Consider the following 24838-nt stretch of genomic DNA (forward strand, 5'->3'; position numbering starts at 1 on the left):
CAATTATTTTGCAGAAGGATTTACCATCACAGAAGACTTGGAGATGCTTTTCATAGACTGGGATTGTTTTCCGTCTGAAATAGTCTCGATCTGTGTAGTTTTTACATCAATATTCTGGTTGGTGATCCATCCTGTACTTTGGTCAAACTTAATGGTTCCGTTCTGTGCAAGCTCGCTGCTCAGACTGTGGGTGATAGGCCCCTGGGTTTTCTTTTCTGTCTTTTTAGGAATTCCTCCGGTAACAGAAATCTCGGCAGCTCCGTTTCCTACGCTTTTCAAAATGTAGTTTGAAGTTACTTTAAGGGTTCCGCTGGCGTCCGCATTTTCGGAAATGGTCCATTTTTCTCCTATTTTTACTCCTTTTTTAGGAATAATCGTTAAGTTCTTATTCAGCTGGTCTTTCAGTACTTTCTCATTGAAAGTTTCTTTAAGGCTGGCTACAACACTGGCTTTCTGGTTGGCATCCTTGATCAGGGTTCCTACCGCATTGGTTACTTTGGTATATACCGCATCAAAACCTGTAATGGAGATCACATTTCCTTTCGTGTCCATTTTCATGTTAAGTTTGTTTCCGGTAAGCGCTTTGTTGATATTCCAGATCATTTTAAGATCATCTTCTTTTGGAATAGCCAATTTGGTATCCACTACCACTGTTTTGCCCTGTGCATTCTGTGAATTTCTTTTAGCCACAAGATTAAGGGTCATGTCATATACATTTCCTTTGATATCGTTTACAACGAAATTCATTTCATCTGTAGACTCACTTGTTGCAGTAATGGTTTTTCCCTGAGGATCTTCCATGGTTTTAACGTCTCTCTGATACGTGGTAAGAGGATACGTCTTCCCCTTTTCCAGTTTAAAGGTCTGAGTGAAAACTCCCGCAGAATCTTTAATGGCAGGGTTTTTCGCTACTTTGGCTACAGAATCGGCAGGAACTTCCACAGTAACTGTTTTTCCTGTTTTAGGATCTACTTTAGTGATGGTTGCTGTTTCTTTTTTACAAGATACTAAAGCTATAGATGAGATAAGCATTAATGCTGCTACGTTTTTCATTCGAATTTTTTTAAATTTAAATTGTACTGATATTCCTGTTCTTTGTATCAATAACGATACCATAAACATCAGCCTGAAATACCCGTGTCCGGCTGATTAAGGATTCGGAACTGCTGTGATTTTCTGTCTTACGGCTTCATATAAAATGGCTCCGCAGGCTACAGAAACATTCAGAGACTGTGTTTTTCCCTCAATAGGAAGTTTTATTTTTTCATCCGAATGATGCATCACTTCTTTTGAAATTCCGGTTTCTTCATTACCCATCACAATTGCGCAAGGTTCTGTGAAATTCACATCATAGATCAGTTTCTGAGCTTTTTCAGTAGCTGCAAATACAGAAATACCGCTCTGCTGAAGGAAATCTACCGCATGGGCAAGATTAGGTTCCTTACAGATTTTAATATTGTAAAGTGCTCCAGCAGATGTTTTAATAGCATCAGAGTTGATGGGTGCTGCTCCTTTTTCCGGAAGAATAATAGCATCTACTCCCACACATTCTGCGGTTCTGCAGATCGCTCCAAAGTTTCTCACATCTGTCAGTCTGTCAAGAATCAGTAGAAAAGGTGTTTTTCCTTCTTCAAATAACTGAGGAACAAGATCTTCCACTCTGTGAAACGGAACGTCAGAAATAAAAGCAACCACTCCCTGGTGGTTTTTTCTGGTAAAACGGTTCAGTTTTTCAATCGGAACATAGTTGGGACGAATTTTATTTTTAGCTAAAATGGTTTTCAGCTCAGCATAAATAGGACCCTGAAGTGCATTCTGCACAAAGATCTTGTCAATTGTTTTTCCTGCTTCTATGGCTTCAATCACGGGACGCAGCCCGAAAATAAAATCGTCTTTCATTGAAAATGTATTATAAATTATATGGTGAATGGTCAAGGGTGAATTATACTTCGTAAGTCAATTTTTTTGGAGGCTGTTTTTATTCACAATTGCCCATTGACTTGCGCAGCAAATACTCACTATCTTCCACTTTCACCCAATATCGCTCTTTTTTGTGCCATGATGTAGCCGTAATGAAGGCTTTCATGCATATTGTTGAAGATGATGGCATCCTGGATGCTTTTCAGATCCATCCCGAAACTTGTGGTGTATGGAGTGTAGTCCGAAAAGAAGTCGCTGTCATAATCTTTCATCAAAATCTTTGAAGTTTCGGTGAGTAAGAACTCAAGGTCTTCCACTTCAGATTTTTGTACACTCAGGTTTGGAAGCGTGCCTTTTTTGTAGGTTTCAATCCAGTATTTATCTATTCTGAACGGATTTCCGCTCAGATAATAATGCAGCAGCTGCTGGGTAGCAACCGTATGCGCAATATTCCAGTACATATTATTGTTGAAACCATCGGGAATCAGCAAAAGATCTTCGTGGGAAGTGTTCTGCAGGATGCCTAAAAGGTTCTTTCTCACCTGTCTGTGTGCTTGAAAATGATAATTCATTTTGCAAAATTTTTAATCACCAAAAATAGTTTAATAAACTGGAAATGACAATTTTTTGAATGAAGGATTAAAGCAAAAATTTTTAAGGCATTAAAAACGGAAGAGATTACTATCCTGTTTTAATGAAAATTTTCTCCTGAATAATAAGTTTTTAATAAAATCTGGATAGAAACTGCGGTAGAAATGGAGAGGGTTTTGTTAAACGCAAAACTTTAAGAGCATACTTTATATTATAGGAAAAATCAACAAGTTGATTTGATTAAGCGGACGGTTATCCATACACCTTCATCAGCAGCGCAGCTGCCCTCCTTTGCAAACCTTAAAGTAGAACACATTTTTCAAAAAACTTTGCGTTTTAGAAAGAATAATATCAACAAATAATAAGTTTTGAAAGAAGATTAGGATAATATATACAGTAAAGATGGGTAAGGTTTTGTTAAACGCAAAGTTTTAAGATCATACTTTATATTCTAGGAAAGCAAAGCTAAGAATCAACAAGTTGATTTGATTAAGCGGACGGTTATCCATACAGCTTCATCAGCAGCGCAGCTGCCTTCCTTTGCAAACCTTAAAGTAGAACACATTTTTCAAAAAACTTTGCGTTTTAGAAAGAATAATATCAACAAATAATAAGTTTTGAAAGAAAATTAGGATAATATATACAGTAAAGATGGGTAGGGTTTTGTTAAACGCAAAGATTTTAAGATCATACTTTATATTCTTGGAAAGCAAAGGTAAGAATCAATTGAAATTGATTCGATGAAGCGTATGGGTAAAATGTTTGCTTGTTCAGCTGTGCAGCCACGCCTCTTCGTTTTCCCTAAAGCTAAGAGGCAGAGCTGGAAAATCTTTGTGTTAAAAAATATAACAAAATAAGCCCTTCCTATGAATAATCAAAGAAAGGGCTTGTATAGTTTTCAGATCAGAAGATTAAAATTTTACTTTTTAATGATTTTATGTTTAAAAGTTATTCCATCCTTCAGAACAATATTTAAAAAGTAAACACCTGGCGTATATGGCGAAAGATCTATTCCGTTTTTGCCATAGTTTTCGGATAATTTTCTTCCGTCGATCCCGAAAAGACTGATTGAAACCACATCTGCCTTCGATTTTACATTAACGAAATCAGCCGTAGGATTTGGATAAATGCTTACATCCACTGTTTTTACATCCTTTACCCCCAAAGCTGCATTGCTTTTACCCTGCATATAAACGGAAAGATAAACATCTCCCTGCTGCTGGTTGAAAACAGCCGTTGGTATGGTATGTTTCAAAGTGTGATTTCCCGCTGCTATTGTTGGCATACTGAATCCTCTGATAGGAACAGAATTTCCTGGACACCAGTTGTTCCATGAAGTCCATCCCGCAAGTGTTCTAGGAGTGGCACCGTAAATTCCATTACCCTGTGTGTTATACACTCTGAAGGGTTCGCATGAAATTCCTCCCGGCGTATACGTCAGCATCTGTACATCATCTATATAGGTATAATTTTGTCTTCTTACATATTCTTCACCGCCGCTGTTGGCGCCATGAGGAGTAGAAATTACATAGAAACGGGCATTGGTAACAGCATTAGGCAGATTGAAGCTGACAATCCTTACTGTTTCTCCCGTAACATCGGTGCTGTTATAGTTATTTAGTTTATTATAGGTTAAGATAGGTGCCAGCGTGTTGAAATCTGTTGCCGTTGCTCCTGAATCTGTGGAGAAGAAGTTCAGGGTTCCTGCAAACACATCGTTTCTGCCGCTGCATCCTGCCACCTCATTCTGTGCAGCATAAGGAACACCGAAAACATCCAGTTCCATATACATATCATGGGTGGTACGCAAAGCTGTATCATGAAATATGCTGTACAAATTGCTTAAATCATAGGTGAAGGGAACTTCCAGCGGTGAACGGTTTTTGTTCATAAACGGAGTGATATACCTGCCTACTTCGATTCTCTTTACATCGGCATCATTGACCGTATAAGTGGGTTGGTTTTTGGGAACCATCGCCAGAAACACACTTCCCAGACGGTCATAGTTATCACACAAAGCTCCGATAGTTACCCTCATGGCAATTTTTGCTTTAAAAGAGTTGAGCTCCGCATCAGTAAGTTTCCTTGCGTATCTGGTATTGGAAAGCCGGATTAAACCAGGAGGAACAGGATGGGATACTGTGGGTGCATAACCGTCATAATAAACAGCCTGTGAAATCACGTCGATCCTGTTGGTCTGTGATTTAAAGAGTCCTGCAAAAAGAATACTCAGAAAAAATAGCTTTTTGTACATATTACTAGCATTTGATACAAATATATTAAAATATATGGTTTAATTTGATTTTGTGTATTATATTTTTAAAATAAACCTTTGTTTGTTGTTGATTATGTAAAATTAATTGAAATTAAAGTGTATTTTTTTAATGTAAAATGACAAAATTGATTATTTTTATACATTACTTGTTAATTTTTGATTTAAACCATTAATATCTGTAATTAATTCATCAGATTTGTTATAAAAGTTAAATTTTTATATTTAAATTAGCAACGCATTCTGCATTGAATTTATTGATTATGAAAAAAACTCTACTTCTATCTTTGTTATTGATCATATCGGTGTTTAACGCCCAAATACACATTAACACTTCAAGTACAAGTGTTGGAACCGCACCCATAAGCAGTTTCTTTTCCTATTCTTATGTTCAGCAGATCTACCTTAAACAGGAGCTTAATGCCAATGCTGCAGGAAATATTACAGGTTTATCCTTTTATGTAGATCCTTCGGCAACCATTACCGAATCTTCAAACTGGAACGTTTATCTCGGGCATACCACAAAAACAGCATTTACATCCGGTACAGACTGGGTTCCTGCTGCTCAGCTGACTCAGGTTTTTTCAGGAAATGTAACGGTGAGCAACGGGAAAGTTGATGTTACTTTTACAACACCGTTTGCTTATAATAATACAGATAACTTAGTCATAGCCGCAAAAGAAAATTCTCCAAGTATTGATATCAATAACTTTGATGAAGCTTTTCGCGTATATAATCACCTTCCAAATTCTACCTTGTTCTATAAAGGGGATCTTGCTGTTGTGGACCCTGCAACGCCTCCGGGAGGAATCAGAGCAGATTACAAATCAGCGGTTAGTGTTTTGGGATTGGCACCTAAGCCGACGCCTGCATGTCCTTTTGTGACGTATCCGCTGAACAATGCAGACTTCATTGTTTTAAACCCGAATTTTAAATGGCTTGCCGCTTCAGGAGCAGACTCCTATAAAGTTTCTTTAGGCACCACAGCAGGAGGTACAGATATTGTTAACCAGCAGGTGGTAACAGGAACTAATTTTACTCCACCAGCCGCCTTGAATAACAATACAACATATTACCTCAGGGTTTCTTCAGTTTCAGGAAGCATCGAATCTTCAGGCTGTTCGGATATTATGTTCAAAACAATTCCTCCGGTACCTGCCAATGACGCATGTTCAGGAGCTTTTGCTGCTTCAGCTTTTCCTTATACCTATACCCAGACTGACGCCATGTCTGCAACCAACAATGCCGGATTTATTACCTCATGTGCTGATGCAATGAATGACGGAACCTGGTTTAAGTTTACCGGAGATGGAGGCCAGTTTACAGTGAAAATAACAATGCCTACCGGAAGCACTTACGATCCTCAGATGGATATATACAGTGGCGCATGCGGTAGTTTTACCTGTGTAAAAGCCATGGATAACGGTGGCGGAGGTGCAGCTGAAACATACACCTTTACAACCACCGCAGGAACGGAATATTTCATTAATGTTGGAGCTTACGAAGAAACGGTTGATATGCCGGAAAATGTATTTACCATTACAATTACCAAACTTTAGATGGTGAATTGTCAATCGTCAATAGTGAATTTTTATAAGAACATATATTCACAATTGACCTGCACAGCAGAATTGACATTTGACCATTCACTTGCGTAGCAAAATTGACAATTGACTTCATAATTCACCTGCGCAGCAGAATTGATATTTGACTCAAAATTCACAGCAGATTATCGCTGCAACATTCTGTCTTTTAATTATTTTATTCAATATAAGTCCGGTTGTATTCAGCCGGACTCATTATTGATATGGGAATATTTAACAAACTTTAACTCAAAAATGGCATTCATTATGTTGATTAATGCCAGTATTTATCAGAAATTTACCACTTATTTTTAATTAAAGTTATGTCAGATACATATCAAGCCGAAGATATCCGCCAGTTGACGGAAAAAGTAAAAGAAAAAAACTACTTGTTTTCCCTTCTGAGGCAGGAAATCAACAAAGTGATCATTGGACAGGAATATATGATAGACCGCCTTTTGGTAGGCCTTTTGGGGAACGGACACGTTCTTCTGGAAGGAGTTCCGGGACTGGCAAAGACTTTAGCGATCAAAACCCTGGCTGAAGCCGTTCACGGTGAGTTCTCCAGGATACAGTTTACACCCGATCTGCTTCCTGCAGATGTGGTGGGAACCATGATCTTCAATATTAAAGACAATGATTTTTCTATAAAAAAAGGTCCTGTTTTTGCCAATTTTGTACTGGCGGATGAGATCAACCGTGCCCCTGCAAAAGTACAGTCAGCTTTGCTGGAAGTGATGCAGGAAAAACAGGTAACGATTGGTGATGAAACCATGAAACTTCCGAAACCGTTTCTGGTATTGGCTACCCAAAACCCGATTGATCAGGAAGGAACTTATCTGCTGCCGGAAGCTCAGAGTGACCGTTTCATGCTGAAATGCAAAATAGATTATCCTAATTTCGAAGATGAAAGAACCGTGATGAGAATGGTTTCCACTTCCCATCAGCCTGTCATCAAACCGGTGATATCTCTGCAGGATATTGTGGATGCCAAAGAACTGATCAATCAGATTTATCTCGATGAAAAGATCGAAAAATACATCCTGGATATGGTTTTTGCGACGCGTTATCCTGAAAATTATGGACTTTCTGATCTTAAAAACTATATCGGATTCGGAGCTTCTCCAAGAGCATCCATAAACCTGGCGATTGCATCCAGAACGTATGCATTTCTGAAGGGAAGAGCTTTTGTGATCCCTGAAGATGTGAAAGCTCTGGCGCAGGATGTGTTGAGACACAGAATCGGGCTTACTTTCGAAGCTGAAGCAGAAGAAATTTCCGCAGAAGAGATTGTCAGCAGAATTTTAGCAAAAATCCAGGCACCGTAATGAGTGAAGTAGTGATCAGAAAAGCGGTTCAGGAAGACTGTGCTCCTATGCTGGAGCTGATCCGTGAACTGGCAGAATATGAAAAAGCACTTCATGAAGTGACTTTAACTTTAGACGAATTTATCGAAGACGGCTTTGGGAAATCTCCGGTATGGGGAGCTTTTGTAGCTGAACTGAACAACGAAATTGTAGGAATTTCCTTATATTATGACAGATTTTCAACCTGGAAAGGAAGAAGACTGTATCTTGAAGATCTTGTCGTAACTGAAAAAATGAGAGGAAAACAGATCGGAAAGTTACTTTTTGAGGCCACTCTGGAATACGGAAAATCCAATACATACAGCGGCATGGTGTTCCAGGTATTGCACTGGAATGAGCCGGCTATTAATTTTTATAAGAAATACAGCCCGAAATTTGATAACGAATGGCTGAATGTTTCAATTGAAATGAGGGAGTAGAAGTTAGAGGTTAGAAATTAGAAATTAGAAGTTAGAGGATGGAAGCGTAATTCACCACGCCACCCGGACACGAACCTCGTAACCAGCAACCCGAACTCCGCAACACACTATGGAAATAAAAGATATTGTAAAAAAAGTAAAGCAGATAGAAATCCGTACCAGAAAGAAGACGGAAGCTTCACTTATGGGGCAGTATCACAGTGCTTTTAAAGGGCAGGGGATGACTTTTTCAGAAGTCCGCCCGTACCAGTTCGGAGATGAGATCCGAAGAATCGACTGGAACAAAACCGCCCGTTTCCGCGAACCTTTTGTGAAAGTAATGGAAGAAGAAAGAGAGCTGACCATGATGATTCTGGTAGATATCTCAGCTTCCATGGATTACGGGACCAAAGGCCAGCTTAAAAGAGAATATGTGGCAGAAATTGCTGCAAGTCTCGGATTTTCGGCTGCAGGAAATAATGATAAAGTAGGTTTGATTCTGTTTGCAGATAAAGTATATAAAGTTATTCCGCCGCAGAAAGGAAGGAAGCATATTCTTTCCATTATCAGCAATATCCTGACCGCGGATTATGTCCCGGCCGTATCGAAGGTTGATAAGGCAATGGAATACATGATGGGGATTTTCAAAAGAAAGTCTCTGGTTTTTCTGTTTTCGGATTTTGAAGATACCTATGATTCAAAAATGCTCCGTGTGGCTTCCAAAAAGCATCAGCTGCTGGGCATGAGGATTTATGATGAAAAAGACAACGAAATTCCTGATGTAGGCTATGCTCTTTTATATGATGCCGAAACAGGAAAAGAGGTTTGGGCCAATACTTCCAGCGCAAGATGGAGATATACATTTGCCGAAGCCCAGAAGCAGAAAGTCCGTGCTCTGGAGGAAGATTTTGCCAACAGCTCGGCCAGTTTTATGAATATGAGCACCGGTGCGGATTATTCAAAAATGCTGTATAATTATTTTCAGAAGAAGTAAAATTTAAATAACAAAGGCCAGGCCTTAACTCTATTATTTGAAATTGAAAAAAATACTATTCATACTTTCTTTTTTAATCTGTGGAACCGCTTTTTCGCAGATCCTGTCTTCCAATCTTGAGAAGAAAACCCTCGCATTGGGTGAAGTGAACCGTTTGGTTATTAAAATTGATAATGTTCATGAGCTGCAGGTGGTTTCTGCACCTAAAAACGAATTGCTGCCTTTCCATTTTGAGGAGATTAAAGACAGCATCGGACAGAACCAGAATTTATACGAGAGAAAAATTGAATTTTCAGTGTATGAAGAAGGGAAATTCACTATTCCTGAGCTGGAATTCAATGTAGGCGGGAAAATTCTGAAAACCATTCCTTACGAGATTGATGTGATCAATACGGCCCAAAAGGCAGACCAGATCAATGATATCATGAACAATAAGGAAGTAAAACTTGAAACAAAGGATTACTGGGAACTGTATAAATTTTATATTCTTGCAGCCTTAGCGGTTATCGCACTCATTATTGCAGTCATTATGTTTATCAAATGGGGCAGGAAATCAAAGAGCTCACCGGTGGTGGCTACCAACCAGACCTTAAAAGAACTGGATTCCCTGAAAAAGAAAAAATACATCGAAGGCGGGAATTTCCGTTCGTTCTATGTTGAATTAATAGAAATATCGCGAACATTTATTGCGAAACAATACCATCTTCCGGCGGATGTTCTGCTTACGGACGACCTTATCGACGTCATGAAAAAGAACAATACCATTTCTCAGGAGAACGAGAAAATAGTGGAAGAAGTATTTTTAAGGGGAGACCTGGTGAAATTTGCCAAAACCTTCCCCGATCAGACGACTATGGAAAAAGATTTTGCAGATATCCGGGATTTTGTGAAAAGATCATCAAAGGATTTAGAATTTGAAAACTTAAGAAAGGATGTTTAATTTTGAATTTTACAGTCCGTGGTTCCTGCTGCTTTTTCTGTTGTTCATCCCGCTTCTGGTTAAAGATGCAGGAGGAAAGAAAAAGAAGGGAATTAAAGTTCCTACTGTCCAGAATATGGCAGACAGCGGGGGAATTCTTGCTGTGCTGGCTTTGCTTAAAGTCTCGAAATACATCATTCTTTCTGCGCTGATTATCGCCATGGCGAGACCGAGAACCTTCACGGTTTCCCAGGACAGGGATGATACCAAAGGCGTTGATATTATGCTTTCCATTGACGTATCCCTGAGTATGCTGGCTAAAGACCTTACTCCCGACAGAATCACCGCATTGAAAGATATTGCCGTGAAATTTGTCCAGAAACGCCCGAACGACAGGATCGGGGTGGTGGCCTATGCTGCGGAAGCATTTACGAAAGTGCCGGTAACTTCGGATCATCAGGTCGTGATAGACGAAATTAAAAACCTTAATTCTGCAGGTCTTGAACCCGGAACAGCTATTGGTGAAGGACTTTCCGTAGCCGTTAATCATCTTATTAAAAGTAAAGCTAAAAGTAAGGTGGTGATTTTGATGACGGACGGGGTAAGCAATATTCAGAATGCCATCCCGCCGCAGCTTGCTGCAGAACTGGCCAAGAACAACAATATAAAAGTATATTCCATCGGGATAGGAACCAATGGTTTTGCCCTGATGCCTACTTCACAGGATATTTTCGGAGATCTTATTTTCACTGAAACAGCAGTGACTATTGATGAAAATACGTTAAGAGAAGTAGCTCAGCTTACAGGCGGAAGATACTTCAGAGCGACTTCCAACAGCAGCCTGGAGGAAGTATATGACGAGATCAATCAGCTGGAAAAATCTGATATCAAGGTTTCCAAGCTGTATAATTATGACGAATATTTTAAAATCTTCCTTTGGATCGCACTGGGAATGCTGTTCTTTGATGCGTTGCTGCGATGGGTAATCTATAAATTTTTAAGCTGATGAGTTGGTCCCTGGGAAATTACTGGTATTTACTTTTGCTGCTGCTGTTGCCGCTGCTTTCATTCTTTCTGATCCGTTTTCTGAGATGGAAAAAGAAAAGAAGGGAAATTTTTGCAGACAGCCGCTTTCATGATCAATTATTTGAAAACAGGTCAGGATTTGTAAAATTCTTTCCTGCATTATATCTTTTGGGAACTCTTTTCCTGATCTTTTCCATCATCGATCTGTTGAACGGTTCGGAGGAGGTGAAAACCAACCAGAAACTGAACAATGTGATCTTTATGCTGGATGTTTCCAATTCTATGAATGCGGAAGACGTTGAACCCAGCCGACTTTTAGAAGCCAAGAATCTGATGATCCAGACAATGCAGAAGATGAAGAATGATAAGATCGGAATTGTGATTTTTGCGGGTGAAGCGGTTTCCATTATGCCGCTTACTACAGATTACGGCTCTGCGGAAACCTATATCAGTGCTGTGGAAACCAATTCCATGAAAGTTCAGGGAACTGATTTTTTAAAGGGAATGCAGGCTGCTGCGGAAAAGTTTAAAAATGTAAACAAAGGTTCAAGGAAAATCATTCTGCTGAGTGACGGCGAGGATAATGAAGGGAACGACAATGCTGCCATCAGACTGGCTAATAAAGAAGGAATATCCATCACATCCGTAGGCATTGGGACAGATGAGGGAGCACCCGTACCTGAATATGTGTTCGGACAGCTGATGGGCTACAAGACCGATATGGATGGCGGAACGGTAATCTCAAAAAGACAGACGGAAGCCCTTAAAAAAATGGCGGAATCCACGGGAGGAGATTATATCGACGGAAATAACATCAATGAAGCTCCGGATAAGATCATTGATGCGATGAATAAAAAATCATCCTCTGCACAGACTTTGGTGAGATCTCAGAACGCCAATCATTATTATCAATATTTTTTAATTGTATCTATTTTCTTTTTCTTTTTAATTTATATATTGAACCCGAAAAAAGATCTCAATGTATAGATTTTTATCTATTGTTTATCAAGAATTTAAATAATACTTTAACCGAACTTTAACAAATAAAAGTCTGTTTATTAACATATAAACGAATAATTTTGCAGTTAATGAATACTAAAATCATTTTTTTATCGTTTCTTATTGCTTTCTGCTTCTCAAACGTCATGTCTGGGCAGGAAAACTACAGAACTTTGGTTTATGAAGGCAATCAGAAATTCAATGGTAAAGACTATGACGGAGCGTCTTCTAAATACATGGAAGCTTTAAAAACCAATGAAAAGGATTTTACAGCTCACTATAATCTGGGGAATGCATTGTATAAAAGCAAGAAATACGAAGAAGCTAAAGCAGAATTTGACAAGGCACAGAAGCTTTCTCAGACACTGCCGGATAAAACTGCGGCTCTTCATAACCTTGGGAATACCTACATGCAGATGAACCAGCCGGAAAAAGCAGCTGACTATTATAAGCAGGCCCTGAAACAGGATCCTTATAACGAAGCCACCCGGAAAAATTATGAAATTGCCAAGCTGAAAGAAAAAGAAAAACAGCAGCAACAGAAAAACGAACAGAATAACTCAGGAAAAGGCGGCGGCGGAAATGATCAGAATAAAAATGACGATCAGAAAGGCGACCAGAAAGATCAAAAGCAGGATCAGGGAAGCGGCCAGCAGAATGAAGGGAAAAGTGACAAAGGAGATACTCCTAAAGACAACCAGAATGATGAAGGGAAAATGCCGAAAAACCTTGAAAACGCCATATTAGATAAAGTAAGCGAAAAAGAAAAAGAAACCGCCAGAAAAATCTTAAACAAGAATTCTTATTCGGTGCCGCAGAGCAACGAAAAAGATTGGTGATGCAGCAGAAACTGATTTACATATTATTTATTTTTGCATCCGTAATTTCTTACGGACAGGTTAACCTTTACATGGAATCTGATAAAGCAGAATACAACGGAAAGGATATTGTAAATCTTACCATTGTTCTTGAACTTAACGGGATAGACCTTGAACCGCAGACCCGTTTTCAGCTTCCGGATCTTTCCAAATTCAATATTATTGGAAGCGGATCCGTAACCAATACGGTCATTGATCCAGCTACCAACACGCTTATTACCCAGAAAGTATCCAGAATTGCTCTTGAGCCTAAGAAAAAAGGGAAAATCAAGATCGGTTCGGTATTGGTAACGCTTAATAACAGAATCTATAAAACAGAGCCTTTTGACGTTAACATCAAGGATATTATTGACAGAAGATCTCTGGCAAGCAATGTTTCCAATGAGGTGTATCTGAATATGGAAATTGAAGACCGCGAGGTGTATCAGGATCAGCCCACAGTAGCTGTATTGAGAGTATATTCTAAAAGCATGGACAACTTCAGAAAAGTGAAGGACGTTCGTCTTCCGAGTCAGGAAAATATCAATGTACACACTATAAGCCTTAATAAATCTGAAATTGATCCTACGGGAGCCGGAAATATGGCTTCCCAGATTGTAGCGGTATTTATGGTATTCCCGAATGAAGCAGGGTATGTGGAAGTTCCGTCCGTATCTGCATCGGTAAGCTCTTATTCCAATAAAAACAAAATTGTTTCCAATAAAGTAAAGCTAAATGTAAAGAAACTTCCGGAAGGATCCCCTGAATGCTTTAAAAATGCAGTGGGGAATTTCAGCGTGAATGTATATAATGCTTCAAAGGAAAAAGTAGAGGTTAAAAAGCCTATTCATGTGATTGTAAAAGTTTCGGGAGAAGGAAACCTTCCTGATATGTACCTTCCGAAGATTGTTTCATCTCCGGATTATGAAGTTTTCAGCCCGAAAATCACGACCAACGTAGCTCCCGGAACTACAGGGATGAAAGGAGAGATCTTCGCCAATTATGTGGTGGTTCCTAAAAAACCGGGTGCCATTTCCATCCAGACCGAACAGTTTGCTTTCTTTGATCCGGCCAGCCGTGAGTATGTAGACCTTGGGCAGAAAACCCTTGCATTGAATGCATTCTCCCATGACCAGATCCTGGAATCCCGTACAACGGTTGAAAAAGTAAACGAATACACGAACACGCTTTTAGAAACGGTAGATACACCGGTTCTGAAAACGACTACCCTTAAAGTAAAAGAAAAAAGCAAATTCCACTGGAATATACTTTTAACCAATATTGCAATTCTGATAGGGCTTGTTATTGTCTATCTTCTATTTAAGACTTGGCAAAAAAAACGAGCGCTAGTTAGAGAAACGGCATCTCCGAAACCTCTTGGTTCTGTGGCTGAAACGGAAAGAGAGATCAGAGAAAAATTAAAGACAGACATAAACGATTATTTCAGTTATCTTGAAAATTTAAAGGATAACGGAGATTATACCCGGTTCTTCGATACTTTGGAAGAGATGGATCTGGATCTGAGAAAGCAGTATAATCAGACTTCTTCAGAGGATTTCAGAGGATTTCTGGAAACCCAGAAAGGTTCTTCAGTTGCGGAGGAATACAGAAATTTATCCCAGAGAATTCAGATAGAGAAATATTCACCATTAAAATCAGCAGAAGGGATAGACGAACTTTTAAAGGCTGTTGTTAATTTGTATTCACGTATTAGCAAATAATCATTTATTTTTCATATTTTTGCGAAATTATTAATTACAAAGAGATGGAAATATTCAATGATTTCTCTATTAAAGAGATCTTTACATGCTTTATGGTTCTGTTTGCCGTAATCGATATTATCGGCTCCGTTCCTATTGTGGTAAGTCTTCAGCAGAAATTCGGACAGATTGAAGCGGGAAAGGCCTCCCTTACTGCAGGAGCCATTATGATTGTTTTTCTTTTTGTAGGAAATAAAATCCTTAAACTTATCGGGGTAGATGTGAACTCGTTTGCGATTGCCGGAGCTTTTGTGATTTTTATCATAGCCCTTGAGATGATTCTCGGAATTGAGATCAATAAAACTACTGAAGCAAAGGCTGCATCCATTGTCCCTATTGCATTTCCTCTGGTAGCAGGAGCAGGAACTCTTACAACGACCTTATCCCTGAGAGCTGAATTTCATGATATTAATATTATTTTAGGAATTGTTCTCAATACAATTTTCGTATATTTGGTGCTGAAATCAGCGAAGTGGCTGGAAAACAAAATGGGGGAGGCTACCTTGTCTATTCTTCAGAAGGTTTTCGGGATTATCCTTTTAGCGATTTCAATAAAATTATTCACCGCTAACTTTGCCCAATTGGTGCAGAACTATATTAATTTTTAAGAATCATGCAGAAGTTTTATAAAGTATTTCTAGTTGTGTTTATCGTCTTTATCGCCATCAATCTTTATGCATTGGACTGGCAGACGGATCTTTTATCAGAAGATAACCTGAAGTTTGTATTTTCAATCGCTTCAGCAGTTCTTGGTCTTATTTTGCTGTTTGTACTGGATACATGGAGCAGAATCGGAGTGAAGAAATAATTTAAGAATCACATTATTCTATATATAACCTCTTTCAAGTGAAGGAGGTTTTTTTGTTGGTGAATGGTGGCTTCGGTTGCCTCAGCCACCAACCATTTTCCCTGCATTATTTACAACTGACTAAAGCAGATAATGCGCGAATATTACTGGGTGGCTGAGGCTCCCGAAGCCACCAGTGCAGCGTATAAAATCTTAGTATCAATTTAAAAATAAAACGAAGAATAGTCTTGGGGAGGCTCCCGAAGCCACCGCCGCCCTAAAAAACCAGATTTTTTAAAATCGCTTCAGATTTCAGTTCCGTCTCCGTCCATTCTTTTTCCGGATTGCTTTGTGCTGTGATTCCGCCACCTGCAAACACGTGTACAGAATCCCGGTATAATCTTGCGCATCTGAGGTTCACAAAATACATAACGCTTTCCTCTGTTTCCACTTTACTATAACCCGCATAGAACTCTCGCGGGAATTTTTCAAGTTCTTGGATGTTCTTTTTGCAGAAGTCTTTTGGAATACCACATACCGCCGGAGTAGGGTGAAGGTCATTGATCAGGCTGTCGAGGTCTTCAGGCTGTATTTTAGCTTTAAAATCTGTGCGGAGATGCTTGATGTTGCCTGAAATATGATCATATGTTTCCGACTGCTCTATATTTTCTGAATAATTCCCGAGAATGTCTTTGATGTATGAGGTTACAGGTTTCTGTTCCTCAATTTCTTTTTCAGTCCATTCCTCAGGAACCGGAAGTGTACCTGCAAGGCTCATGGTTTCAAACTGATGGGTCGTTTTATTGAATTTTCCCAAAGTCTCTGAAAAAGCACCCATCCAGGCGTTCTGCCCATCATTGAAAATGTATCTGAATGCATTGGGATACGAAGCACACAGCTTTTTAAAACTTTCCTTACAATCGATTCCGTTAAAGCCGGTGAATATTTTCCTTCTTGAGTAGACGAGTTTAGGAAGGTCATGATCTTTAATGACATCAATGACCTGATGAAGCGTCTCTATATATTCGTCTTTGGTTTCTTCTTTGAAATGACTTTCATCTTTCAGCAGATTTTCATTCGTAATGGTATCGTGCTCAAACTGCGCGGAAGCATTGATGATATTACCTTCAAAAATAATCTGCCTCAAGAGATCAAAAGACTGAAAACTCACGGATTCTTTGTCTTGTTGCAGATCAGTTGAATATACTATTTCGTCGAAAGGAAGTTTGAAATAAATCATTAATTATAGATAGGTTTTGAAAATCACCAGCTGGAAATGGTATAGGAAATTCCCAGGTTGATTTTCCTTTCAGCAAAGGTATTATTAGTCTTAAAAATGTCAAAATTAAAAGCAGAGTTTTTTAACGAAATATTCCTCATTTTGTATTCCTGATACTCTAAAGACAGAAGAAATTTGCGCATGATCCGGTATTGGATTCCAAAAGAATATCCGAAGTTGATTTCTTTGGACTTAAAATCATCCAGCTTGTTCAGAACATTATTTTCAGGGACCATAAACTGCATCTTGTAGACATTCTGATTGGCCAAAATACCTATAAAAGGTCTGAATTTTTTCCATTCGTAGAATAATTTCAGCTGTAATGCATATTCCAAATGTTTATCATTGAATTTTTGGAATAGAAGCGGCTGCCTGTCTTCTGTAAAATAATATCCGTCCAGCCAGGTTTCTGCTTTGTTGGTATCAAGGCTAAAAGTAGAATTCCAGTAATAAATATGGGCAGAAAGCATCAGCGAAAATCGTTTATAAATACTTCCTGAAATCCAGATTCCTGCATTGAACCCAGTCTGCTGGCTCTTTTCAGATGATTCTTTAGCCCAGCTGCTGTTTTTTAAACCCATTCCGGTCTCCGCACCAAACTCGAATTTTTGTGCTTTAATCTTTAATCCTTTTGTTGTGTCTGTGATTGTAATATACTCAAATTTTGGTACCTCAGGAACCGTATTCATATCAGAAATCACCAAAGGTTCGGAATGGATACCAGCCGGTTTTATTTTTAAGGCTTTTTCTAAATAAACGGTATCATAAACAATGACTTTCTCGTACACATAAAGCGTATCTGTCTTTTTTCTCTGGGCATTAAGCGGATACAGAATAAGAAAGAAAATGATGAGGATTAATTTTTTTACAGCCATAATGGGTTTATCTCTCAATATAAATAGTGTCTCTCTGAATAATTTTTTTCACTACAATCACTTTATGAGAAGCGGACTCAGCAGAATCCTTTTTTATTATAGTTTTTGAAGATACTAAGTTTTTTGTTTTGAAAGTTGAGGAATTATTTGTTTTTATATCTTTCCTGGTTTCTGAATTTGATTTCTGAGAGATTGTGCTATGTTTTAAAGCTTCTTCCGGATCTGTTTTAGTTTCATTGGCTGAGGAATATTTTTCTTTTGATTCAGGAGCTGAGATCTTGGAATGGAGTGCTCTCATTAAAGACCTTTTTGGATTAAATAATAAAACAGATCCAATGATAATAATGAAGAGAGTAGATCCGATAACAATTTTTTGTTTCCAAAAGTTGTTTGATGAAAATGAGATCGTATGAAGCGGAATATCTGAAGGAATTTCAAAATTTTTGGATGGTGAAATTGCAAAATCTGAAAACTTACTTTTAAAAGTCTGTGCCCACAACAGCCCTCCAAATCCCAGGAAAATTAAAAGCTGCGAAGTTTTGTTTTTTTGAGTTTCACTGGTGATAAAATGAGTCGTCAAATAATTCTGAACAAATTTTTTTGCTCTCATTAAATGTGACTTTGAGGTGTTGACAGGAATTTTCAATACGCTTGAAATCTCCGCATGTGAATAGTTTTCAATATAATATAGGTTGAAAACCGATTTGTGATGAGGTGGCAGGCTGTCTATAGATTTTAAGAGTTCTTCTCTTGTAAAATTGTAAGCTAAAATGTGATTTGTTTCGTCAATTACAGAGGATGCAAGCATTTCGGTAGAGGTATCTGAGATTTCTGATAGTTCGCTGGTAAGGAAAATTTCTTTACTGGATTTCCGGAGATATTGTAAAGCATTATTGACTACAATTTTTTTAAGCCATGCAAATAGAGTCTTTTCATCTTTAAGCTGATGATTTTTCTGTATGGCAGTAATGAAGCTATCCTGCACAATATCTTCAGCCGTGCCAATATCCTGTACATATCTACGGCAAATCCCCAAGAGTTTTGGGGAATTTTCACGATATATTTTTTGCCAGTTGAACTGCATCAGTTTTGTACCACAAAAATAGAGGTAAAAGCATTTCCCGAAGGAACATTATTAGCGGTGTGTACTATATGTTGTGTTTCTATTCCATTTATGAAAATCTTCTGGGCAATATTAAGCGAACCTACCTGAGAAAGCATTTGACAAATCATATATGTATTACCTGCCAGTACCTTTAAATCTGTTATATCATTATATCCGTTAGGATTATTTATTGGAATCGTATTTCCATTCTTATAATAAGCCTGTCCAAAAAAAGAATAGATATCATTATTGTCTAGCACTATATTTACCCGGCCTCCGGAAGATGGATAATGATTGGTATTAGTAAGCAGGTTTTTATAGTAAGAAGTATGGGCATTGGTATCATGGATAACCATAAATATACCGTTTGTATTAGATTCTATACCATGTGCCAATGAATTATTTTGTATAATGGATGTATAATTATTATTTTTATAGTAACCAATTTCCGAATTATTAGGAGCCGGATATTTTATGACAGGAACATAAACATCACTGTTATGGACCGTGATATCAGTAAGGTATCCACCGGTATTAGAGTTTGTCTCTGTGAATAACACATTTTTTACTCCATTTTTCCAGTAACAATGCTCAATGGGATATATAGTGGTTCCTCTTATATTTCCTACTATATAGATGTCATTATTTATCACATAAAAATTTCTAATCCGTATTGTACTGTTAGGAGGTGCTCCTAAATATGTGGAAAAATCATATTTTGTATTATTCTTCCAGAAACTTCCGTCTGCAAAAACGTACACATTGTTATTTTCAACAATTATCTTTTTTGGATCTATATTATTGCCATTTACCAGATCTACTTTAACATTATTTTTCCAATAACAAGCTTTATTATTTTCTCTGCCTGCGACATAAACATCAAATGATGCCACATTTTTTTGCACGGGATCAGGATCAGTATCCTGGCAAGAAATCAGAAAAGTAAGTAACAATAGTAAAAATAAGTTTTTCATAATCTTTTTTCTTATAAGATGCAAGAAAAGAAAAAGGTTGCAGTTATGATACAAAAAAAGCTCAAAAAAATTGAGCTTTGTATTGTATGGTGTTTAAAACTTATCTGTTGATGATATTATTCGTCATCGTGGTATGATTGATGAGGGCTCCTTTTTCATCCCTGATCTCAATTTCAGAAACATGCATGGTTTTTCCTTTTCTGATGAAACGTGCCGTAGCCGTTATGATGCCGTCTTTTTTACTTTTAAGGTGATTGGAATTGATATTCGTTCCTACCCCGTAATATTTACTCCCGTCGATGAACAGATTAGACAGGCTTGACCCTAAAGTTTCTGCCAGTACACAGCTTGCTCCTCCGTGCAGGATTCCGAAAGGCTGATGAACCTTTGGCTGTACAGGCATAGTGGCTGTTAATGTTTCATTTTCTACATCTACATCGATGAACTGTATTTCAAGCGTCTTTGCTAATGTTACACCCTCGCCCCAGCTGTTTAAGAAGGTAAGGAGTTCTTCTTTGGTTTGCCCTTTCATTTTTTATAATTGATAAGTGATGATTAATAATTGTATGAGAAAAAGTAATTTTTCCTAGCTTCTAGCTTCTGTTTCCTCCTCATTTCCGGATCCCATAATATTAGGGTTCCAGTTGGCAGGAATTTTAGGGACGATGTCGTTTTTCACATAATAATCCTGAATCTCGTTCATGATCTCAGAAAAAGGAACGGAAGCAATTCTTTCATACGGAATGGTATAACCCAGATATACAATGTTTCTTTTGAAATCTCCGGCAGCAAGAACAATAGGAACTTTGGCAGCCAGTGCCATGTGGTAAAATCCTTTTCTCCATTTCGGAACCCAGCTTCTGGTCCCTTCCGGTGTGATAACAAGACTGAAATCTTCTTTTTCAAACTGTTTGGCAACGAAATTCACCAGATCATTCTTCTGGCTTCTGTCGATCCCGATGCCTCCCAATCCTTTTACCACGCTACCGTACCATGCTTTGGTATGGGCATCTTTAATGATGATTTTCAATGGCTTTTCTAAAGACCAGTACGCAAGATTTCCCAATAGGTATTCCATGTTATGGGTATGGGGTGCTACCACAAGGATACAGCGGTTAAGGCTACTGGCATCACCTTGCAGGACTACTTTCCAGCCCAGCATTTTTAACATTAATTTACCTATCAGTTTTCTCATATATCTTTAGATTAAAAACAAAAAAGTATAACCAATCTGGTTATACTTTACAAATATATTGAAATATTATCGCTCTTAAAACAAACCGCTGATTAAATCTGCGATCTTCATTACAATTTCTAGTGCAACTTGTACCATGGTTAAAGGGTTTTTAAATGATTTGGTTAATTAATTTTTAACTATACGAAGGTATAATAAATTTTTAACATGAAGAATAAAATAATCTCTTTTTTTATTCCACCTAAGAGAAGAAGAGTATGACTTTCAAACGATTGTCCAGATTTCTTATTCTCATTATTAGCGATGACTCTTTATTTTTTAAAGTTCTTTTCTTTTTTTCCAGTCGTACTTATTAATATTTTTAAGGTTACGTTTGGCCAGATCGGAAAGCATCTTATCGGTTTTTCTTTTATCAATCCATTTACCATCAAAGAAAACCCCGGAAATTTTTCTTGTATTCTGTATGTTATCGAGAGGATTATCGTCCAGTAAAATAAGGTCTGCATATTTTCCGACTTCTACTGTGCCTATTTTATCGCCAATGCCCAGCCAGCTTGCGGATATCCTGGTAGCAGAATTCAATGCTTCCAGAGGGGTTAATCCCGCTTTCACCAAAAGCTCGATTTCATCATGAAGAGAATATCCCCAAACAACACCGGAGCATCCTGCATCTGTACCGGCAACAATAGGAATCCCTGCTTCCTTAAACGCTTTTACCAGCCGGTTGTTAAATTGTATCATTCTTTCAAGATAAGCTATAAATTCAGGGCTTGTACGATTGTGATATTGGTTTGATGTTAACCATTTATTCTGCATGAGCGGATGAATATAGCGGAACCCCTGGAGCTTTTTAATATTTTCTAAGGAGCGGGCCTGGTCAGCTATCCTTTCAATTACAATTAAAGTTGGTGAGAACCATGTACCATTTTCTTTTGAAAGCCGTACAAACTTCTGAATATCCTGATCACTATAATTTTCAGATTGTTTGGCGAATTCTTCGGCATGTACAATCATATTAAAATTAGGAATAAAAGCTTCTTCTGTTTTACCTTTAAAAGCATCAGGAATATGACCTAAAACCTTCATATTTTGCTTTCCTGCTTCTTCTGTTATTGCTTTGAAGGTTTCGATATTAAGATCCGAATATACTTTAATAAATTCATATCCTTCTGCTTTGGCTAACCGAACTGTTTGCCGCCCATCGGATGGTGTATTTGCAATCCTGCCGGAGCCATTTCCACCGTTGATTAATGCGGCCAGAGCTATCCGGGGGCCAATTACTTTTCCTTTTATGATTTCGTTTCTTTGGGCAAAGTTTTCTGTTCTTGCATTGAGGTCAAATATTGTAGTAACTCCATTGGCTATATAAGGAAGCATAGCATCTTGATGATCAACAAGGAATGTGGCTCCCTGTGTAGGATAAGCTGATCCGTAGTTAATATCCGCAAACCCATGGATATGCATGTCAATTAAGCCGGGAATAAGCCATTTTCCTTTGCCATTAATAATTTTGGCAGAACCGGGAATTACTCCGTTTATGGCAGTTATTTTTTTGCCTTTAATGAGAATATTTGCATTTTTAATGATTTTATTTTCTAAAGTCATTGTGATAATATTCACATTTTTTACGACAATGGTAGTTTCCTCAATTTTTTCCTGTGCTTTTAAAATGATACCAACAGACAATAACAGTACTATAAATAAGTATTTTAAAGATGTATGCATGATCTGTTTATTTAAAAGATTAGAAAGTATGGAATAAATAGTAGCGCTTTCCCTATTTCATTCTGAGAGAAGAAGAGTGTGAATTTCAAACGGTTGCCCTACATTCACACCTTCTGCACTCTCTGAAGTTAATTATTTAGTTTGTATGGAAATTTCGTCTTTACCGTCCTTGATTTTGATGTCTACATTTTTGTTCATCTTTTTGATGCTGGACTTCATAGAATCAATAACTACATCAGCCTGGTCTTTTGGAACTTTTTTCCCGTTGATGATAAGGCTGTCTTTATCATCAGAGTTATATTCAATCGTAGAACCGTTTACAGAAATCTTGTTCTTTTCGATTCTGATTTTTCCGTTCTCGTCTTTATCCTGGTCGTCATCGTTGATCCCGTCACCGTTCAGGTCTCCGTCAAAATCAATTCTGTCATGTTTTGAAGGAAGTACCACTGTTTTTATTGGAACTACCAATTCATAATTGATGCTGTAATCTCTGAATCTGTGCTCGTAAGGATATTTTACGTAGTTCGGAAGAATTATTTTGTTGTTTACAATTTCTACAGGAACGCTTACATTCAATGGAAGGTTGTATCCTTTAGCTTCTTTTTTAATAATTAAATAAGGAGTTTTGATATCTGCCTTTCTTGTTACGTCTACATGAATCCAGTCTTTTTCGAATACAGAGACTTTATCAGAATAAAGATCGTCGTCATAAGCTTTGAAGTTCTGAGGAATCGTTACCTGCTTCACATCTACGTAGATACTGTCTGATTGTGTATTGATTGCCACTTCTTCCGTATCTTCTTTATGACCTTTTAAGAACATTTCTTTTTTCGCCATGCTTACTCCGAAATAAGTTCCAAGTCCGATTAACAGAAGGAAAAGTCCTCCGATAACCCATCCGATATTTCTAAGTTTGGTTTTTGGTGAAAATATCTTGATGCTCAATAAGCTGAATAGGATAGTAGGGATTAAACATCCGATGATCATGATGGCCACCAAAACTTTATCCAGACCGTTATCATCCATATAGAATCTCATTTCATTGGCACCCGGAAAATCTGCATCCAACCCGAATAATCCGAAGATCACAAATATACCGATGATGCTTCCTATAGCCATTAGTACGAAGATTCCTCCTACAAAGTATTTCAAAATATTCCATACTCCGCTGCCTGCATTGTTGATATAAGGCTTGGTTTCGTTGTACATTTCTCCGACCCTCTGAGTAGATTCATTGGCAAACTGTACCAATTTATTAGACTCATTCTTAAGATTGTCGAAGTTCATAGGCTTTCCCTTCATTTTCAGGTAATCTGCAGCTGTTTCTGCTTTTGGAAGTACGATCCAAAGAATCACATAAAGAAGGCCGATCAGTGAAGAAGAAATCGCTGCCGTGAAGATACCCAGTACGAATATTCCCAGCCAGATGGCTCTCATAGCAGTAATATCCATTCCTACATAGTGGGCAAGACCTGCACATACTCCGGCAACCTTTTGTCTTTCAGGATCACGGAACAGTTGTTTTTTGTCTGTATATTCAGCACCTGCCTGATGCGTTTTTTTGGTGTTCTTTTCAGAATAGTAAGCCTCTTCCTGTTCTTCGATTTTTTCCGGAGTCCCGATCTGTGCAATTACTTTTTCTACGTCTGTATCGTTGATCACTTCACGTTTTCCTAAAGAATCTCTGAAGATCTCTACCATTCTGATTTCTATATCATGCATTACCTCCTCCTCCTCTGAAGCGTCCAATGAGCTTCTCAGTGCATTCAGGTAATCGCTGAGCTTTATATATGCGTGTTCTTCTATGGTAAAAGAAAAACCTGCGAGTCCTATTGAGAGTGTCTTGTTCATAGCTTTGTTTTTTAAATTTTTTGAGTGATTTGGTTTACTGAATCTGTTAGCTCAGCCCATGTATTTTGAAGTTCGCCCAAGAAAAGTTTTCCTTTTTCTGTGATCTGGTAGTATTTTCTTGGTGGTCCTCCTGTAGATTCTTCCCATCTGTAGGAAAGGAACTCGCCATTTTTCAGTCTTGTAAGGAGAGGATAGAGGGTTCCTTCCACTACATCCAGTTTTCCTTTTTTAAGTTCATCTATTAAGTCGGAAACATACATTTCACGATGATTGATGAGACTTAAAATACAGAATTCCAGAATTCCTTTACGCATTTGCGCTTTGGTATTTTCAGTATTCATCTTTAATAAGTTTTGTTAAT

The 24838-nt window shown here is 38.0% G+C and carries 24 protein-coding genes; 11 read left to right on the forward strand and 13 right to left on the reverse strand.

From position 1 onward, the window contains the following. Window positions 1-3: 3 nt before the first annotated feature. From JET18_RS04435 to JET18_RS04450, 4 genes are all read right to left on the reverse strand, one after another. Window positions 4-1053, reverse strand: coding sequence for a DUF6263 family protein (locus tag JET18_RS04435; protein ID WP_202089400.1), 1050 nt, complete (start codon window positions 1051-1053; stop codon window positions 4-6). Between the two features lie 96 nt (window positions 1054-1149). Further along, complete coding sequence (gene rlmB / locus JET18_RS04440; RefSeq protein ID WP_202089401.1) at window positions 1150-1899, reverse strand: 23S rRNA (guanosine(2251)-2'-O)-methyltransferase RlmB; 750 nt, start codon at window positions 1897-1899, stop codon at window positions 1150-1152. A 119-nt stretch (window positions 1900-2018) separates the two neighbouring features. Then, window positions 2019-2492, reverse strand: a complete 474-nt coding sequence (locus JET18_RS04445) for a DinB family protein (RefSeq protein WP_202089402.1) — start codon at window positions 2490-2492, stop codon at window positions 2019-2021. A gap of 938 nt (window positions 2493-3430) precedes the next feature. Continuing rightward, window positions 3431-4765 carry a peptide-N-glycosidase F-related protein gene (locus tag JET18_RS04450; protein ID WP_202089403.1) on the reverse strand — a complete coding sequence of 445 codons (1335 nt, stop codon included), beginning with the start codon at window positions 4763-4765 and terminating at the stop codon, window positions 3431-3433. A gap of 281 nt (window positions 4766-5046) precedes the next feature. On the opposite strand from JET18_RS04450, the gene JET18_RS04455 reads away from it, so the two are divergent. The 11 genes from JET18_RS04455 to JET18_RS04505 all read left to right on the forward strand — a co-directional run bounded on the left by JET18_RS04455 (window position 5047) and on the right by JET18_RS04505 (window position 15494). After that, window positions 5047-6342 (forward strand): hypothetical protein, encoded by a 1296-nt coding sequence (locus JET18_RS04455; RefSeq protein WP_202089404.1) that lies wholly within the window; start codon window positions 5047-5049, stop codon window positions 6340-6342. A 347-nt stretch (window positions 6343-6689) separates the two neighbouring features. Next, window positions 6690-7694 carry an AAA family ATPase gene (locus JET18_RS04460; RefSeq protein WP_202089405.1) on the forward strand — a complete coding sequence of 335 codons (1005 nt, stop codon included), beginning with the start codon at window positions 6690-6692 and terminating at the stop codon, window positions 7692-7694. After that, window positions 7694-8152 (forward strand): GNAT family N-acetyltransferase, encoded by a 459-nt coding sequence (locus tag JET18_RS04465; RefSeq protein WP_202089406.1) that lies wholly within the window; start codon window positions 7694-7696, stop codon window positions 8150-8152. The genes JET18_RS04460 and JET18_RS04465 overlap by 1 nt, the downstream gene beginning before the upstream one ends. A gap of 109 nt (window positions 8153-8261) precedes the next feature. Beyond that, the gene (locus tag JET18_RS04470; protein WP_202089407.1) at window positions 8262-9125 is read left to right on the forward strand and encodes a DUF58 domain-containing protein; all 864 of its coding nucleotides are present in this window, start codon (window positions 8262-8264) and stop codon (window positions 9123-9125) included. Window positions 9126-9168: 43 nt separating this feature from the next. Continuing rightward, window positions 9169-10065 (forward strand): BatD family protein, encoded by an 897-nt coding sequence (locus tag JET18_RS04475; RefSeq protein WP_202089408.1) that lies wholly within the window; start codon window positions 9169-9171, stop codon window positions 10063-10065. Then, window positions 10058-11050 carry a VWA domain-containing protein gene (locus JET18_RS04480; RefSeq protein WP_202089409.1) on the forward strand — a complete coding sequence of 331 codons (993 nt, stop codon included), beginning with the start codon at window positions 10058-10060 and terminating at the stop codon, window positions 11048-11050. Before JET18_RS04475 ends, JET18_RS04480 begins: the two co-directional genes overlap by 8 nt. Next, window positions 11050-12057: a vWA domain-containing protein gene (locus JET18_RS04485; RefSeq protein ID WP_202089410.1), complete on the forward strand. Its 1008-nt coding sequence runs from the start codon at window positions 11050-11052 to the stop codon at window positions 12055-12057. The genes JET18_RS04480 and JET18_RS04485 overlap by 1 nt, the downstream gene beginning before the upstream one ends. A gap of 101 nt (window positions 12058-12158) precedes the next feature. Further along, window positions 12159-12908, forward strand: a complete 750-nt coding sequence (locus tag JET18_RS04490) for a tetratricopeptide repeat protein (RefSeq protein ID WP_202089411.1) — start codon at window positions 12159-12161, stop codon at window positions 12906-12908. Beyond that, window positions 12908-14647 (forward strand): BatD family protein, encoded by a 1740-nt coding sequence (locus tag JET18_RS04495; protein WP_202089412.1) that lies wholly within the window; start codon window positions 12908-12910, stop codon window positions 14645-14647. The genes JET18_RS04490 and JET18_RS04495 overlap by 1 nt, the downstream gene beginning before the upstream one ends. A 44-nt stretch (window positions 14648-14691) precedes the next feature. After that, on the forward strand, window positions 14692-15294 hold the full coding sequence (locus JET18_RS04500; RefSeq protein ID WP_202089413.1) for a MarC family protein: 603 nt from the start codon (window positions 14692-14694) through the stop codon (window positions 15292-15294). Between the two features lie 5 nt (window positions 15295-15299). Beyond that, window positions 15300-15494 (forward strand): hypothetical protein, encoded by a 195-nt coding sequence (locus tag JET18_RS04505; RefSeq protein WP_034728849.1) that lies wholly within the window; start codon window positions 15300-15302, stop codon window positions 15492-15494. 256 nt (window positions 15495-15750) lie between these two features. Here JET18_RS04505 and JET18_RS04510 read toward each other — a convergent pair whose 3' ends face one another. From JET18_RS04510 to JET18_RS04550, 9 genes are all read right to left on the reverse strand, one after another. Beyond that, a complete protein-coding gene (locus JET18_RS04510) occupies window positions 15751-16713 on the reverse strand; it encodes a chorismate-binding protein (RefSeq protein WP_202089414.1) in 963 nt (320 codons plus the stop codon). Between the two features lie 23 nt (window positions 16714-16736). Continuing rightward, entirely contained in the window at window positions 16737-17627 is an 891-nt protein-coding gene (locus JET18_RS04515) for an outer membrane beta-barrel protein (RefSeq protein ID WP_202089415.1), read from the reverse strand. A 7-nt stretch (window positions 17628-17634) separates the two neighbouring features. Next, complete coding sequence (locus JET18_RS04520) at window positions 17635-18711, reverse strand: RNA polymerase sigma factor (protein WP_202089416.1); 1077 nt, start codon at window positions 18709-18711, stop codon at window positions 17635-17637. Continuing rightward, window positions 18711-19706, reverse strand: a complete 996-nt coding sequence (locus tag JET18_RS04525; RefSeq protein ID WP_202089417.1) for a hypothetical protein — start codon at window positions 19704-19706, stop codon at window positions 18711-18713. The genes JET18_RS04520 and JET18_RS04525 overlap by 1 nt, the downstream gene beginning before the upstream one ends. A gap of 100 nt (window positions 19707-19806) precedes the next feature. Continuing rightward, window positions 19807-20238 carry a PaaI family thioesterase gene (locus JET18_RS04530; RefSeq protein WP_202089418.1) on the reverse strand — a complete coding sequence of 144 codons (432 nt, stop codon included), beginning with the start codon at window positions 20236-20238 and terminating at the stop codon, window positions 19807-19809. A gap of 54 nt (window positions 20239-20292) precedes the next feature. Continuing rightward, window positions 20293-20901: a 1-acyl-sn-glycerol-3-phosphate acyltransferase gene (locus JET18_RS04535; RefSeq protein WP_202089419.1), complete on the reverse strand. Its 609-nt coding sequence runs from the start codon at window positions 20899-20901 to the stop codon at window positions 20293-20295. Between the two features lie 318 nt (window positions 20902-21219). Beyond that, window positions 21220-22626, reverse strand: a complete 1407-nt coding sequence (locus tag JET18_RS04540) for an amidohydrolase family protein (protein WP_202089420.1) — start codon at window positions 22624-22626, stop codon at window positions 21220-21222. 132 nt (window positions 22627-22758) lie between these two features. Next, window positions 22759-24477, reverse strand: a complete 1719-nt coding sequence (locus JET18_RS04545; RefSeq protein WP_202089421.1) for a PspC domain-containing protein — start codon at window positions 24475-24477, stop codon at window positions 22759-22761. Window positions 24478-24488: 11 nt separating this feature from the next. Continuing rightward, a complete protein-coding gene (locus tag JET18_RS04550) occupies window positions 24489-24818 on the reverse strand; it encodes a PadR family transcriptional regulator (protein ID WP_202089422.1) in 330 nt (109 codons plus the stop codon). Window positions 24819-24838: the final 20 nt, after the last annotated feature.

The sequence above is a fragment of the Chryseobacterium endalhagicum genome (genome assembly GCF_016745235.1).
In the GTDB taxonomy this organism is placed as follows: Bacteria; Bacteroidota; Bacteroidia; order Flavobacteriales; family Weeksellaceae; genus Chryseobacterium; species Chryseobacterium endalhagicum.

Coding starts and splice junctions, on each gene's coding strand:
- JET18_RS04460 (WP_202089405.1), top strand. CDS start 6,690: ATGTCAGATACATATCAAGCCGAAGATATCCGCCAGTTGACGGAAAAA.
- JET18_RS04550 (WP_202089422.1), bottom strand. CDS start 24,818: ATGAATACTGAAAATACCAAAGCGCAAATGCGTAAAGGAATTCTGGAA.
- JET18_RS04480 (WP_202089409.1), top strand. CDS start 10,058: ATGTTTAATTTTGAATTTTACAGTCCGTGGTTCCTGCTGCTTTTTCTG.
- JET18_RS04525 (WP_202089417.1), bottom strand. CDS start 19,706: ATGAAAAACTTATTTTTACTATTGTTACTTACTTTTCTGATTTCTTGC.
- JET18_RS04505 (WP_034728849.1), top strand. CDS start 15,300: ATGCAGAAGTTTTATAAAGTATTTCTAGTTGTGTTTATCGTCTTTATC.
- JET18_RS04485 (WP_202089410.1), top strand. CDS start 11,050: ATGAGTTGGTCCCTGGGAAATTACTGGTATTTACTTTTGCTGCTGCTG.
- JET18_RS04510 (WP_202089414.1), bottom strand. CDS start 16,713: ATGATTTATTTCAAACTTCCTTTCGACGAAATAGTATATTCAACTGAT.
- JET18_RS04500 (WP_202089413.1), top strand. CDS start 14,692: ATGGAAATATTCAATGATTTCTCTATTAAAGAGATCTTTACATGCTTT.
- JET18_RS04490 (WP_202089411.1), top strand. CDS start 12,159: ATGAATACTAAAATCATTTTTTTATCGTTTCTTATTGCTTTCTGCTTC.
- JET18_RS04455 (WP_202089404.1), top strand. CDS start 5,047: ATGAAAAAAACTCTACTTCTATCTTTGTTATTGATCATATCGGTGTTT.
- JET18_RS04495 (WP_202089412.1), top strand. CDS start 12,908: ATGCAGCAGAAACTGATTTACATATTATTTATTTTTGCATCCGTAATT.
- JET18_RS04435 (WP_202089400.1), bottom strand. CDS start 1,053: ATGAAAAACGTAGCAGCATTAATGCTTATCTCATCTATAGCTTTAGTA.
- JET18_RS04450 (WP_202089403.1), bottom strand. CDS start 4,765: ATGTACAAAAAGCTATTTTTTCTGAGTATTCTTTTTGCAGGACTCTTT.
- JET18_RS04465 (WP_202089406.1), top strand. CDS start 7,694: ATGAGTGAAGTAGTGATCAGAAAAGCGGTTCAGGAAGACTGTGCTCCT.
- JET18_RS04520 (WP_202089416.1), bottom strand. CDS start 18,711: ATGCAGTTCAACTGGCAAAAAATATATCGTGAAAATTCCCCAAAACTC.
- JET18_RS04535 (WP_202089419.1), bottom strand. CDS start 20,901: ATGAGAAAACTGATAGGTAAATTAATGTTAAAAATGCTGGGCTGGAAA.
- rlmB (WP_202089401.1), bottom strand. CDS start 1,899: ATGAAAGACGATTTTATTTTCGGGCTGCGTCCCGTGATTGAAGCCATA.
- JET18_RS04445 (WP_202089402.1), bottom strand. CDS start 2,492: ATGAATTATCATTTTCAAGCACACAGACAGGTGAGAAAGAACCTTTTA.
- JET18_RS04470 (WP_202089407.1), top strand. CDS start 8,262: ATGGAAATAAAAGATATTGTAAAAAAAGTAAAGCAGATAGAAATCCGT.
- JET18_RS04545 (WP_202089421.1), bottom strand. CDS start 24,477: ATGAACAAGACACTCTCAATAGGACTCGCAGGTTTTTCTTTTACCATA.
- JET18_RS04530 (WP_202089418.1), bottom strand. CDS start 20,238: ATGAAAGGGCAAACCAAAGAAGAACTCCTTACCTTCTTAAACAGCTGG.
- JET18_RS04515 (WP_202089415.1), bottom strand. CDS start 17,627: ATGGCTGTAAAAAAATTAATCCTCATCATTTTCTTTCTTATTCTGTAT.
- JET18_RS04540 (WP_202089420.1), bottom strand. CDS start 22,626: ATGCATACATCTTTAAAATACTTATTTATAGTACTGTTATTGTCTGTT.